The organism is Amycolatopsis saalfeldensis (assembly GCF_900110575.1).
Classification (GTDB): domain Bacteria; phylum Actinomycetota; class Actinomycetes; order Mycobacteriales; family Pseudonocardiaceae; genus Amycolatopsis; species Amycolatopsis saalfeldensis.
Genome location: NZ_FOEF01000005.1, coordinates 302195 through 314342, shown reverse-complemented (window position 1 = coordinate 314342; position 12148 = coordinate 302195). Strand labels below are relative to the sequence as shown.

The following is a 12148-nucleotide window of genomic DNA, read 5'->3' as shown; positions in this document are numbered from 1 at the left end:
CCGCCGTGCCGAGGCACGACGGGGCGTTCGCCGGAGCGGAACTCAGCGCTCCGACATCGGCACGTAGTCACGCGACGCGTGACCGGTGTAGATCTGCCGCGGGCGGCCGATCTTGGTCTGCGGGTCGCTGATCATCTCGCGCCAGTGCGCGATCCAGCCGGGGAGCCGGCCGAGCGCGAACAGCACGGTGAAGTACTTCGTCGGGAACCCGAGCGCCCGGTAGATGAGGCCGGTGTAGAAGTCCACGTTCGGGTACAGCTTGCGCTCGATGAAGTACTCGTCGGAAAGCGCGGTCTCTTCGAGCTTCTTGGCGATCTCGAGCAGCTGGTCGCCGCCCTTGAGCTTGCCGAGGATGTCGTCGGCGGTGGCCTTCACGAGCTTCGCGCGCGGGTCGTAGTTCTTGTAGACCCGGTGCCCGAAGCCCATGAGCTTCACACCCTTTTCCTTGTTCTTCACCCGGTTCACGAAGTGGGCGACATCGCCGCCGTCGTCGCGGATGCCCTCGAGCATGTCGAGGACCGCGGCGTTCGCGCCGCCGTGCAGCGGGCCGAACAGGGCGTTGATGCCCGCCGAGATGCTGGCGAACAGGTTCGCCTCCGACGAGCCGACCAGGCGCACCGTCGAGGTCGAGCAGTTCTGCTCGTGGTCGGCGTGCAGGATGAACAGCAGGTCGAGCGCCTTGGCGACCTCGGGGTCCACCTCGTACGGCTCCGCGGGGAAGCCGAAGGTCATCCGGAGGAAGTTCTCCACCAGGCCGAGCGAGTTGTCCGGGTACAGCAGCGGCTGGCCGACGGACTTCTTGTACGCGTACGCCGCCAGCGTCGGGACCTTCGCCAGCAAGCGGATGGTCGACAGCTCGACATTGGGTTCGTCGAACGGGTTCAGCGAGTCCTGGTAGAAGGTGGACAGCGCCGAGACCGCGCTGGAGAGCACCGGCATCGGGTGCGCGTCGCGCGGGAAGCCCGAGAAGAAGGCCTTCAGGTCCTCGTGCAGCAGCGTGTGCCGCTGGATCTTCTCGGTGAAGTCGGCCAGCTGGGCCTCAGTCGGCAGTTCCCCGTAGATCAGCAGGTAGGACACCTCGATGAAGGTGGACTTCCCGGCGAGCTGTTCGATCGGGTACCCGCGGTAGCGCAGGATGCCGGCGTCACCGTCGATGTAGGTGATGGCCGAAGACGCGGCACCGGTGTTGACGAATCCGGGGTCGTAGGTGATGTACCCGGTCGACGCCAGCAGTTTCCCCAGCTCGATTCCCGGTGCACCCTCCACCGGGCGGACAACCTTGAATTCGTGCTCGCCACTCGGCAGGCGCAGCGTCGCGGATTCGCCGCCGGACTGCCCCGCATCTGTCGCGTCGGACATGCAGGTCCCTCTCACGTTGGGCACGGGCCGGCGGCGCCTGTAGATCTCACAGGTAGCCACGTGTTCACGCGAGGAAACACGCGCCTCGCTGCACACCGCCCCGCTGGGGTATGAATTCGACCCCCACGTTAGTCGAGGTAAGGACTCCCGCGCACTCGATGCGTTGCCTTGAGTGGCCCCTTTGGGACCAGGTTCACACGGTGGATGCCATCTCCGCGGCCGTGGGCGGCTCCGCGCCACTGCGCGAAACCGTGATGGAAGCAGCTTTCGCCGCGAAGGAAAGAGCCTCGCGCCACGCGGCCGCGTCCAGTGCGGCCAGGTCACGCACCTCGCGCGTGTGCAGCCAGGCGAGCAGCGCGCCCTGGACGGTGTCGCCGGCGCCGATCGTGTCGACCACTTCGACCCGCCGCGACGGCACGTGGGCCAGCTCACCTGCGGCGGTGATCACCGAGATGCCTTCGGCGCCACGGGTGAGCACCACGGCGTCCACTCCGGACTCGACCCACGCCTTCGCGGCGGCCACCGGATCGGCGCCCTCGGTGAGCCAGGCGGCGTCGTCGTCGGAGATCTTCAGCAACCGGACATCGGGCAGCCACGAGGCGAACCGCTCCCGGTACGCGCCCGGTTCGCCGATCAGCGCTTCGCGGATGTTCGGATCCAGCACGGTGAGTGTGCCGCGCGCGGACTCGCGGCGCAGCATGGCTTCGTAGGCGCTCGCGCCCGGTTCCAGCACCATGCCGAGCGTGCCGAGGGAAAGCGCGGTGGCTTCGTCGGGCAGGGTTCCGGGGTCGCGCACCAGCCGGTCCGCCGTGCCCTCGACGTAGAACGTGTACCGCGCGGCACCCTTCTCGTCGAGCGCGACGACGGCGAGCGTGGTCGGCTCGTCCCCGCGCTGGATCAGCGAAGTGTCGACACCGGAGTCCACCAGCCGCTCGACGAGCGCACCGCCGAAGCGGTCGGTGGAAACCCGGGACAGGAACGACGTCGGCACGCCGAGCCGCCCGGCCGCCAGCGCGACGTTGTACGGCCCGCCGCCGAGGCGGGGCAGCAGCGCGCGCAAGCCACCGTCCACTGTGGAATTAGACACAGGGGAATCCAACGGTTCACCAGGAACGAGGTCGACCAGCGCCTCTCCACCCACCACGATCACGAGCGAGAGTGTAGAGGACAAGCCGGTGACAATTCGTGTCCTGCGACCGGACAACCGGCGTCAGTGGTCTTTCGTCAAGCCGCCGAGCAGCAATTCCCCCAGCGCGGTGAATGCCTCGGCGTCGGAAACGTCGGTGCGGCGGCCGAGCACGCCGGTCTGGATGCCCTCCACGATCAGCCCGGTCATCTCGGCGACCAGCCGGGCGTGCACGTCGCGGAAGACGCCGTCGGCCACGCCCTTGTCGATGAACGCGCGGATGCGGCGGGCGGCGACCCGGCTGTTGAGCTGATAGGTGTCGCGGGCCGGGGCGAACTCGGCGATGTCGGTCATGAACGCGGCCGACGCGCGGTTCAGGTGGGCCGAGACGCCGGCGAGGTACTCCCCGATCAGCTTGCGCGCGTCGTCGATGCCGTTGATCCGCTCCTCGATCCGCTCGGCGGCGCCGCGGAAGAAGTGGGCCACGACCTTGACCGCGAGCTGCTCCTTGCTGGGGGCGAGCGCGTACAGCGTCGACTTGGAGCAGCGGAGACGGGAGGCGAGGTCGTCGAGCGTGAAACCGGCGAAGCCCTCCGCGAGGAACAGCGTCTCGAGCTCGGCCAGCAGCGCTTGCTGCCGAGCGGTCGGCCGGCGTCGGGCTTCGAGTGCGGGCATCGGACCACTATCCCTCACGAGTCGGGGACAACTCCGGCCTCCTTACGGTACTCTCGTTCAGTCCGCAGTACTGTTTTCAGTACAGGTTGGTCCTGGAGGGAACAATGCCGGCCGAACGACTGCTGCCCACTCCCGAGGCGGAGGACCTGCTCGCGCTGGTCACCGAAATCGCCCGTGACGAGCTGAAGCCCCGGGCGTCCGCGGACGAAGAGGCCGAGAACTTCCCCCGTGACCTGTTCACGCTGATCGGCAAGTCGGGCCTGCTCGGGCTGCCGTACGCCGAGCGCTGGGGCGGCGCGGAGCTGCCGTACGAGGTGTACCTGCAGGCGCTTGAGGAGATCGCGTCCGCGTGGATGACCGTCGGCGTCGGGCTGTCGGTGCACACGATGTCCTGTTACGCGCTGGCGCACTACGGCACGGACGAGCAGCGCGACCGCTGGCTGCCGGACATGCTGGGCGGCGAGCTGCTGGGCGCGTACGCGCTTTCGGAGACGCAGGCGGGCTCCGACGCGGCCGCGCTGTCCACCCGGGCCCGGCTCGCCGGCGACGAGTACCTGGTCAACGGCACCAAGGCGTGGATCACGCACGCCGGCGTCGCGGACTTCTACACGACCATGGTCCGCACCGGCGAAGGCAGCCACGGCGTCTCGTGCCTGCTGGTCGACTCGTCGACAACCGGTCTCTCGGCGGCGCCGCGTGAACGCAAGATGGGCCTCACGGGTTCGCCGACCGCGCAGCTGATCTTCGACGACACCGCGGTGCCGGCCGGCCGTCTGATCGGCGAAGAGGGCGCGGGGCTGCGCATCGCGCTGTCGTCACTCAGCTCGGGCCGGCTGGGCATCGCGGCCTGCGCGGTGGGCCTGGCGCAGGCCGCCCTGGACGAAGCCGTCGAGTACGCGAAGGGCCGCACCCAGTTCGGCCGCCCGATCATCGAGTTCCAGGGCCTGGAATTCCTGCTGGCCGACATGGCCGCAACCGTCGAATCGGCCCGCGCGACCTACCTCGACGCCGCCCGCCGCCGCGACCGCGGCCTGGACTTCCAACGCCAGTCCTCCATCGCGAAACTCATCGCGACCGACGGCGCGATGAAGGTGACAACGGACGCGGTCCAGGTACTCGGCGGCGCGGGCTACACGCGTGACTTCCCGGTGGAGCGGTACATGCGGGAGGCGAAGGTGCCGCAGATCTTCGAGGGGACGAATCAGATCCAGCGGATGTTGATCGCCCGGTCGTTGAAGGGCGCTTGACGGATCGTCGACCTGAGCGACCCGGTCTCGCTGGTCATCAGGCCGGGGAGCTGGGCTACCCCGTGAAGCTGGACCTCACCGCTTGAGGCGCGAACCCCAAGCGGTGAGCCCCAAGCGTCAGCGGCTCTCGCGGTACCGCCGGTCCTCGACGACGCCTTCGCCGGCCGACTCGTCGAAGCGGTAGACCTCGCGGCCTCGGACGAAGACCCGCGTGGCGCGGTTCATCACGTCCAGCGGGTCGCCCGACCACAGCACCACGTCGGCGTCCAGGCCCGGGGTCAGGGTGCCCACGCGGTCGTCCAGGCCGAGCATCTGGGCCGGGTGCTGGGTCAGCGCCTTGAGCGCCGTTTCCGGGTCAAGGCCGTCCTTCACGGCGAGCGCGGCCTGGTAGACCAGGAAGTTGATCGGCACCACCGGGTGATCGGTGGTGATCGCGATCTTCACCCCCGCGCGCGCCAGGATGCCGGGCGAACGCAGCGAGCGGTGGCGCAGCTCGACCTTCGACTTCGTGGTGAACAGCGGGCCCAGGATGACCGGGACGTCGCGCTCGGCCAGCAGGTCCGCGATCAGGTGGCCCTCGGTGCCGTGGTTGATCACCAGCTTGTAGCCGAACTCGTCGGCCAGCCGGATGGCCGTGACCATGTCGTCGGCGCGGTGCACGTGCTGGTCCCAGTACAGCTCGCCGTCCAGGACCTTCGCCAGCGTCTCGTTCGTCAGGTCGACCTCGAACGGCTTGCCCTCGCCGGCGGTGTGCTCGCGCTTGGCCTGGTAGTTGCGGGCCTTCGTGAACGCCTCGCGCAGGATCGCGGCCACGCCCAGCCTGGTCGACGGCGTCTGCTTCTTCTCGCCGTACACGCGCTTCGGGTTCTCGCCCAGCGCGCTCTTCACGCTGACGTGCTCGGCGAACACCATGTCCAGGATGCTGCGGCCCCAGGTCTTGACGCCGATGGTCTGCCCGCCGATCGGGTTGCCCGACCCCGGCTTGATCACCACGCTCGTGACGCCGCCGGAAAGCGCGTCGTCGAAACCCGGCTCGTACGGGTCGATGCCGTCGATGGCGCGGAAGCGGGCGCCGTTCGGGTCGGTCATCTCGTTGGTGTCGTTGCCGGCCCAGCCCTCGCCGTCCTCGTGGACGCCCAGGTGCGCGTGCGCGTCGATGAAGCCCGGCAGCACCCAGCTGCCGGACGCGTCGACCAGCTCGGCGTCTTCGGGGATGTCGACGTCGGCCTCGGGGCCGACCGCGATGATCTTGCCGTCTTCGATGAGCACGGTGCCGCCCTCGATGGGGGCAGCGCCGACGGGGACGACGTAGCCCCCCACAATCGCCTTATCAGCCATAGTTTGACACGCTAACGAATTGCCGCCGGGCCGTCAGCACGGGGCTTTTCCAAGTGGACGAGCTGGTAGTCCGCCTCCGGGCTGCGGTGCGTCTCGCGGTAGCCGAGTTTCGCGTACAGGTGCAGGGGCCCGGCCGAGAGTTCGCCTGTGCAGAGCCGAAATCGCGTGACGCCCGCGGGCGCCGCCGCCTCGGCCGCGAGCAGCAGCGCCCGGCCGAGGCCCTCGCCCTGGCGATCCGGGGCAACAGCCAGCCGGACGACCTCGCCGACGTCGCCGGCCACCCGGAGCCGCACCGTCGCCACGAGCCGCCCGGCGTCGCGCACTCCCCACACCGGATACGCCGGGTCGGCCAGCGCCGCGCGCACCTGCTCCAGCGTCTCCAGCAACGGCGGGAGCTCGAGGTTGCGGTGCGCGCGGGCTTCGCTGAGGAACGCGGCGCGCTGCAGCGTGAGCAGCTCGCCGGCGTCGGCCTCGGCCAGCAGCAACGGCGTCACGGGACGCGGATGCCCCAGCTGCCCGACCACGAGGTGGCCGGCTCCAGCTCGATCAGGTCGGTGCCGGTGTTGAGCGCGTCGGCCGGGCAGGTCATCGGCTCGATCGCGACGGCGCGGCCCCGGCCGACCAGCTCGTCCGGCGTGAACACCTGCGCCCAGTGGAAGTCGGGCCCGGTCCAGACCAGCAGCCGCTGCTCGCCGTGGGACAGCTCGACGTGGTGGGTGCCGTCCTCGGCCGGGGTCAGCCCGCCGAACGCCGTGTCCAGGTCGACGCCCTTGAGCAGCCGCCCGCCGCGGAAGTCGTACTCCGTGCCCTCGACGTCCTCCTCCTCGGCGTACGGCATCTGCTCGTCGGCGAGGTACGGGCGCACGCGCGTGGCCGGCAGGGTCAGGGTCAGCTCGTCGGTGGGCGCGTCGCCGATCCGGAAGTAGGGGTGCGTGCCGAGGCCGACGCCGATCGGCTGCTCGCCCTCGTTGCGGATCTCGTGGGTGATGGTCAGCTCGCGCGGCGCCAGCTCGTAGGTGATCGTGGCGCGCAGCGGCACCGGCCAGCCGGGCTGCACCTCGACGTCCACCGCGAGGGTGATCGACGATTCGGCGTGCTCCACCAGCTCCCACTCCAGGTGCCGGGTCAGGCCGTGGATCGCGTTGCCGCGCGCCTCCTCGGTGATCTCCAGCTGCTGCGGCTCGCCCTGGAACTCCCAAAGCCCGCCCTTGGTGCGGTTCGGCCACGGGAGCAGCACCTGGCCGAGGCCCTTCGGCGACTTCTCGTCCGCCTCGAACTCCTCGACGTAGGGCACGCCGCCGACCTCGAACACACGCAGCCCGGCCCCGATTTCGGTGACGACGGCGCGGGCGTTGCCGCGGGTGATCTCGAACTGCTCTCCGGTGGGATTCGCCATGGCGCAGAGGTTACCGGCGCCCGGACGGTGGTGGACCGGGGCCGAAACTAACTAGACCGGTCGTCATAGTTTGAGCTACGGTTCACCCATGGTCCGACGCACCGAAACCCGCCAGCGCCTGCTCGAATCCGCCGCCGAGCTGTTCCAGTCGCAGGGCTACCACGCCACCGGCCTGACCCAGCTCACCTCCGCCGGCGGCGCCCCGAAGGGCTCGCTGTACTTCCACTTCCCCGGCGGCAAAGAACAATTGGCCGCCGAGGCCGTGCGCCTGTCCGGCGAGCGGCTGTGCGACGACCTGCGCACGCTGGCCACCACCGCGCCGGACCCCGCGACCGCGGTCGACCGGGTCGTCGACGCGCTCGCGGCCTCGCTCACCGAATCGGGCTTCGAGCGCGGGTGTCCACTCGCGACGATTGCGTTGGACGCCGCCGGTGAAAGCGACGTCATCCGCTCGGCCTGCGAAGACGGGTACGGCTCGTGGCAGGACGCGTTGTCCGGCTACTTCGCCGAGCAGGGCCTGTCCGCCGAGCGCGCCGCCTCGCTGGCGACGGTGGTGCTCGCCTCGATCGAGGGCGCGCTGCTGTTCGCCAAGATCCGCCGCGACGTCAAGCCGTTGCGCGACATCGCCGCCCACCTCCGCACCACCGTCGAACGGGAGTTCTCCTGATGCGCGTCCACCACCTCAACTGCGGGACCATGCGGCCGGTCGGCGGCAGCCTCGTCGACGGCAGGCCGGGCCTGTTCCGGCGGGCCACCTTGGTGTGTCACTGTCTGCTGCTGGAAACGGACACCGGGCTCGTGCTGATCGAAACGGGCATGGGCTCGCCCGCCGTCATCGATCCGGCGCGCTGGCTGGGCCCGGGGTTCCTGCGGCAGTCGAACCCGCTCAACCGCCCGGAGGAGACGGCGGCGGCGCAGATCCGCGCGCTGGGGCTGGATCCCGCGGACGTGCGCGACATCGTGCTCACGCACCTGGACCTGGACCACGCCGGCGGGCTGGTCGACTTTCCGGATGCGCGGGTGCACGTCCACGCGACGGAGCTGGCCGCGCTCGAGGCGGGTGAACGGCGGTACCGGCCGGTGCAGTTCAGCCACGGTCCACAGTGGATCAGCCACGCCGAGGCCGGCGAATCGTGGTTCGGCTTCCAGGCCGTGCGCGAGCTGCCCGGGGTGCCGGACGTCGCACTGGTCCCGCTGGCCGGGCACACGCGCGGGCACTCCGGGGTGGCCGTCGACACGGGCAGCGGATGGCTGCTCAACGCGGGCGACTCGTACTTCTTCCACCGCGAGATCGACGAGCCGGCGTTCATCCCGGCCGGATTGGCTATCTTCGAGAAGCACGTGCAGACCTTGCGCGGCCCGCGGGTGGAGAACCAGCGCCGGCTGCGCGAGCTGCGCCGCGACCACGGGGGCGAGGTGACCATCTTCGCCTCGCACGACCTGACCGACTTCGAGCGGTTGAGCCAGAGGAGCAGGTTATGAAGGTGCACCATCTGAACTGCGGCACGATGCGGCCCTGGGGCGGACGGCCGTTCGACGGGCAGCCCGGTCTGGCCCGCCGTAGTTCGATGGTGGCGCACTGTCTGCTTCTGGAAACACCCGACTCGCTAGTGCTGGTGGACACCGGCTTCGGCACCCACGCCGCGACGGACCCGGACGGCTGGCTCGGCCGGGGCTTCCGGGCGATGGTCGGCGCGAAGCCCACGTACGAGGAGTCGGCCGTCGCGCAGATCCGGGCGCTGGGCCTCGACCCGGCGGACGTGCGGCACATCGTGATGACGCACCTGGACGTCGACCACGCGGGCGGACTGGCGGACTTCCCGCAGGCGGTCGTGCACGTAAGCGAAGCGGAGCGCAAGGCGGCGGCCGGGGCGCGCGGGTTCGCGGAGAAAACGCGGTACCGGGCGCCGCAGTTCGCCCACAGTCCGCTGTGGAGCAGCTACCCGGACGCGGGCGAGTTGTGGTTCGGCTTCGACGCGGTGCGCCCGTTGCGGGGCCTGACGCCGGAGATCCTGCTGGTCCCGCTGGCCGGTCACACGATCGGCCACTCCGGCGTCGCCGTCGACACCGGCGAGGGCTGGCTGCTGCACGCGGGCGACTCGTACTTCTTCCACGGCCAGCTCAACCCGGTCCGCCCGTCGTGCCCGCCGGCCCTGCGGCTGCTCCAGCGCCTCAACGAAACCGACCGCCGCCGTCGACTGTCCAATGAGGAGCGACTGCGGACGCTGACCCGCGATCACCCCGACGAGGTGACCGTGTTCAGCTCGCACAGCCCGGTCGAGTTCCGGGCCCTGCTCCGGTGAGTCAGGCGGCGGTGACCGCGGTCTTCACCAGCGGGACCATCATCTGCTGGGTCATCTTGACCGGGCCGGTGTAGTTGACCAGCGTCGGCACGCCGCCGGAGAGCTTGGCGGCGGCCAGCGTCGCGGTCTTCTGCTCGTCGAGGTAGAAGACGGCGCCGTCCGGGAAACCGGGGACGTCGACCGCGCCGGGCTTCGCCTTCTTGATCGCCGCGATCATGTCCGCGGGCTTGGCCTGGCGGCCTTCGTATCGGGTGACCGCGAGCGCGCCGGCCTGCTTGCCGCCGACCAGGTACTCGCAGCTGGTCGCCTGGCCGCCGCTGGCCGCGTTGGTCTGGTCCGGGCCCTTCTGGGACGTCACGCCCGGGATGTTGATCGCCTGGCTGACCTCACTGGCGGACAGGAGCGTGCACGGCTCCTGCTTCTGCTTCGCTTGTGAGGACGGCGAAGCAGGCTTCGACGACGGCGGCGCGGAGGACGGCGCCGCGGCCTGCTGGTCTCCCGACGAGCAGGCAGTCAGAGCAGCGGCGGCGGCGAGCAACAGGGCAACCGGGTAAGCACGCATGCCCGGCACACTAGTCCGAACGGCCTAACCGGTCGGCGCCCGGTACCGCCAGAAGCCCGGGAGCACCAGCATCGACGCCAGTACCAGCACGATCACCAGCAGGCCACCGCCGGTCGCGGCGGCCTTGGTGCCCCACAGCGCGCCGGCCCAGCCGTGCGTCAGGTCGGCGAGGCGCGGCCCGCCGGCGACGACCACGGTGAACACGCCCTGCAGGCGCCCGCGCATCTCGTCGGTGGTGGCCGTCTGCAGGATCGCCTGGCGGTAGACGGAGCTGACCATGTCGGCGCCGCCGGCCACGGCCATGAAGATCACCGCCAGCCACAACGAATGCGCGAGCCCGAACGCCGCGACGGCCGCGCCCCACGCGCAGATCGAGATGACCACGGCGAAGCCCTGCCGGCGCACCCGGTGCAGCCAGCCGGAGAACAGGCCGATCAGCATCGCGCCCGCCGGCAGCGCCGCGTAGAGGAAACCGAGCGCGGGGCCGCCGCCGGGCGGGTCGCCGAAGGTGCGCTCCGCCATCTCCGGGATCAGCGCGCGCGGCATGCCCGCGACCATCGCGATGATGTCCACGACGAACGACGCCAGCAGCACCTTCTGCTTGGCCAGGTACCGGAATCCGTCGACGACGTCGCTGAACCCGGCGCGCCGCGAAGGCCCGTTCAGCGGCGGGATCGGCGGCAGCCGCCACACCGCGATCAGCGTGATCATCAGCGCGCAGACGTCGACCAGGTACAGCGTGGACAGCCCGATCACCGGGATCAGGGCCCCGCCGAACAGCGGCCCGAAAACGGCGCCGAAGGTGCTCATCGTGGTGTTGAGCGCGTTCGCCGACGGCAGCAGTTCGGGGGGCACCAGCCGCGCGACGACGGCGCCGCGGGTGGGCATGTTGATCGCGAAGAACGCCTGGTTCGCCGCGAGCAGCACCAGCACCAGCCACACCGAGCGGAAGTCCGCGAAAGCCTGCAGCCACAGCAGGGCCGAGGTGATGGCGACGCCGACGTTCGTGACCAGCAACAGCTTGCGCCGGTCCACGGCGTCCGCGATCGCGCCGCCCCACAGGCCGAACACCAGCAGCGGGACGAGTGCGACGGCGCCGGTCAGGCCGACGTAGCCGGACGAGCCGGTGAGGTCGAAGATCTGCTTCGGCACCGCGACGGCGGTCAGCTGGGAGCCGACCGCGGTGACGGCGGTGGACATCCAGAGCCTGCGGAACGCCGGGATCTTGAGCGGCCGGGTGTCGACGACGATGCGGCCGAGGATCTTCCGCGCCCCAGTGCGGGGAGGCAGCGTCCCCGGGTCAGAACTCACAACGGATCACTTTAGCTGTGCTAACTAATCCGGCGCGCGTGATTTTCCCCTCCCGCGGCCACATCGCGGGATTAACGGACGAACGGTCCTTTTCGAGCGAAAAGGACCGTTCGTGCGGTGAAGCCAGGATCAGGGAGCGAGCCGTTCGACGTGCCAGCCGTCGTCGGTGCGGTGGAAGCGGAGCCGGTCGTGCATCCGGTCCTCGCGGCCCTGCCAGAACTCGACGAAGTCCGGCCGGATCCGCCAGCCGCCCCAGTGCGGGGGCGCCGGGATCTGCTCGACGTCGGCGAAGCGGCGCTCGATGCCGCGCAGCGCGTTGTCGAGGGCACGCCGTCCGTCGACGATCCGCGACTGCGGGGAGGCCCACGCGCCGAGCTGCGAACCGCGCGGCCGCTGGGCCCAGTACTCGGCCGTCTCGCGCGAGCCGACCTTCTCCACCTCGCCACGGACAGTGACCTGCCGGTGGAGCCCGTACCAGGGGAAGGTGACCGACGCGTAGCGCGTGGCCGTGAGGTCGTGGCTCTTCTCCGAGGTGTAGTTCGTGTAGAAGACGACCCCTCGTTCGTCGAGCCCCTTGCACAGGACCGTGCGCGAAGACGGCCTGCCGTCGGTGTCGGCGGTGGCCAGCACCATCGCGTTGGGCTCGGCGATCCCCTCGGAGACCGCCTGGCCCAGCCAGTTCTGCAGCTGCTCGGTCCACGTCGTGGCGAGCGCGGTCTCGTCGAACGGGGCGCCGTCGTAGGCCACCCGCATCCCGGGCAGCCGCACGACCGCGTCCGTTACGTCGGCCTCGTCGATCTCCGGCATCATGTGCCAACCTCCGTGCCCGCG

13 protein-coding genes are annotated in these 12148 nt (G+C 70.3%); 4 read left to right on the top strand and 9 right to left on the bottom strand.

The genetic code is table 11. From position 1 onward, the window contains the following. Positions 1-42: 42 nt before the first annotated feature. The 3 genes from BMY97_RS14815 to BMY97_RS14805 all read right to left on the bottom strand — a co-directional run bounded on the left by BMY97_RS14815 (position 43) and on the right by BMY97_RS14805 (position 3160). Positions 43-1359 (bottom strand): citrate synthase, encoded by a 1317-nt coding sequence (locus BMY97_RS14815; protein WP_091617380.1) that lies wholly within the window; start codon positions 1357-1359, stop codon positions 43-45. Positions 1360-1552: 193 nt separating this feature from the next. Then, complete coding sequence (locus BMY97_RS14810) at positions 1553-2509, bottom strand: carbohydrate kinase family protein (RefSeq protein ID WP_091617379.1); 957 nt, start codon at positions 2507-2509, stop codon at positions 1553-1555. A gap of 60 nt (positions 2510-2569) precedes the next feature. Further along, on the bottom strand, positions 2570-3160 hold the full coding sequence (locus tag BMY97_RS14805; RefSeq protein WP_091617378.1) for a TetR/AcrR family transcriptional regulator: 591 nt from the start codon (positions 3158-3160) through the stop codon (positions 2570-2572). Positions 3161-3264: 104 nt separating this feature from the next. Between BMY97_RS14805 and BMY97_RS14800 the strand changes: the two genes are divergently transcribed. After that, positions 3265-4407, top strand: a complete 1143-nt coding sequence (locus BMY97_RS14800) for an acyl-CoA dehydrogenase family protein (protein ID WP_091617377.1) — start codon at positions 3265-3267, stop codon at positions 4405-4407. 117 nt (positions 4408-4524) lie between these two features. Here the strand turns inward: BMY97_RS14800 and BMY97_RS14795 are convergent, their stop codons facing one another. From BMY97_RS14795 to BMY97_RS14785, 3 genes are read right to left on the bottom strand one after another with little or no spacing between them, the layout of a single operon-like run. Next, positions 4525-5745 (bottom strand): amidohydrolase, encoded by a 1221-nt coding sequence (locus tag BMY97_RS14795; RefSeq protein WP_091617376.1) that lies wholly within the window; start codon positions 5743-5745, stop codon positions 4525-4527. Positions 5746-5756: 11 nt separating this feature from the next. Further along, entirely contained in the window at positions 5757-6269 is a 513-nt protein-coding gene (locus BMY97_RS14790) for a GNAT family N-acetyltransferase (RefSeq protein ID WP_091617375.1), read from the bottom strand. Further along, positions 6236-7141, bottom strand: a complete 906-nt coding sequence (locus BMY97_RS14785) for an aldose 1-epimerase family protein (protein ID WP_091617374.1) — start codon at positions 7139-7141, stop codon at positions 6236-6238. The genes BMY97_RS14790 and BMY97_RS14785 overlap by 34 nt, the downstream gene beginning before the upstream one ends. An 88-nt stretch (positions 7142-7229) precedes the next feature. Between BMY97_RS14785 and BMY97_RS14780 the strand changes: the two genes are divergently transcribed. The 3 genes from BMY97_RS14780 to BMY97_RS14770 are packed head-to-tail and all read left to right on the top strand — an operon-like array spanning position 7230 to position 9444. Continuing rightward, positions 7230-7808: a TetR/AcrR family transcriptional regulator gene (locus BMY97_RS14780; protein WP_091617373.1), complete on the top strand. Its 579-nt coding sequence runs from the start codon at positions 7230-7232 to the stop codon at positions 7806-7808. Beyond that, positions 7808-8623 (top strand): MBL fold metallo-hydrolase, encoded by an 816-nt coding sequence (locus BMY97_RS14775; protein ID WP_091617372.1) that lies wholly within the window; start codon positions 7808-7810, stop codon positions 8621-8623. The genes BMY97_RS14780 and BMY97_RS14775 overlap by 1 nt, the downstream gene beginning before the upstream one ends. Beyond that, on the top strand, positions 8620-9444 hold the full coding sequence (locus BMY97_RS14770) for an MBL fold metallo-hydrolase (protein WP_091617371.1): 825 nt from the start codon (positions 8620-8622) through the stop codon (positions 9442-9444). The genes BMY97_RS14775 and BMY97_RS14770 overlap by 4 nt, the downstream gene beginning before the upstream one ends. Before the next feature lies 1 nt (position 9445). On the opposite strand, the gene BMY97_RS14765 is transcribed toward BMY97_RS14770, so the two are convergent. The 3 genes from BMY97_RS14765 to pdxH form a co-directional block, all read right to left on the bottom strand. After that, entirely contained in the window at positions 9446-10006 is a 561-nt protein-coding gene (locus BMY97_RS14765) for a DUF3558 family protein (protein ID WP_091617370.1), read from the bottom strand. Between the two features lie 24 nt (positions 10007-10030). Then, positions 10031-11296, bottom strand: a complete 1266-nt coding sequence (locus BMY97_RS14760) for an MFS transporter (protein ID WP_091617529.1) — start codon at positions 11294-11296, stop codon at positions 10031-10033. 150 nt (positions 11297-11446) lie between these two features. Beyond that, positions 11447-12127, bottom strand: a complete 681-nt coding sequence (pdxH, locus tag BMY97_RS14755) for a pyridoxamine 5'-phosphate oxidase (protein ID WP_091617369.1) — start codon at positions 12125-12127, stop codon at positions 11447-11449. Positions 12128-12148: the final 21 nt, after the last annotated feature.

What these genes read in the sequence shown, in the direction of transcription:
- BMY97_RS14815 (WP_091617380.1), bottom strand. Translation starts at nt 1,359, where the DNA reads ATGTCCGACGCGACAGATGCGGGGCAGTCCGGCGGCGAATCCGCGACG.
- BMY97_RS14805 (WP_091617378.1), bottom strand. Translation starts at nt 3,160, where the DNA reads ATGCCCGCACTCGAAGCCCGACGCCGGCCGACCGCTCGGCAGCAAGCG.
- BMY97_RS14800 (WP_091617377.1), top strand. Translation starts at nt 3,265, where the DNA reads ATGCCGGCCGAACGACTGCTGCCCACTCCCGAGGCGGAGGACCTGCTC.
- BMY97_RS14795 (WP_091617376.1), bottom strand. Translation starts at nt 5,745, where the DNA reads ATGGCTGATAAGGCGATTGTGGGGGGCTACGTCGTCCCCGTCGGCGCT.
- BMY97_RS14785 (WP_091617374.1), bottom strand. Translation starts at nt 7,141, where the DNA reads ATGGCGAATCCCACCGGAGAGCAGTTCGAGATCACCCGCGGCAACGCC.
- BMY97_RS14780 (WP_091617373.1), top strand. Translation starts at nt 7,230, where the DNA reads ATGGTCCGACGCACCGAAACCCGCCAGCGCCTGCTCGAATCCGCCGCC.
- BMY97_RS14775 (WP_091617372.1), top strand. Translation starts at nt 7,808, where the DNA reads ATGCGCGTCCACCACCTCAACTGCGGGACCATGCGGCCGGTCGGCGGC.
- BMY97_RS14770 (WP_091617371.1), top strand. Translation starts at nt 8,620, where the DNA reads ATGAAGGTGCACCATCTGAACTGCGGCACGATGCGGCCCTGGGGCGGA.
- BMY97_RS14765 (WP_091617370.1), bottom strand. Translation starts at nt 10,006, where the DNA reads ATGCGTGCTTACCCGGTTGCCCTGTTGCTCGCCGCCGCCGCTGCTCTG.
- pdxH (WP_091617369.1), bottom strand. Translation starts at nt 12,127, where the DNA reads ATGATGCCGGAGATCGACGAGGCCGACGTAACGGACGCGGTCGTGCGG.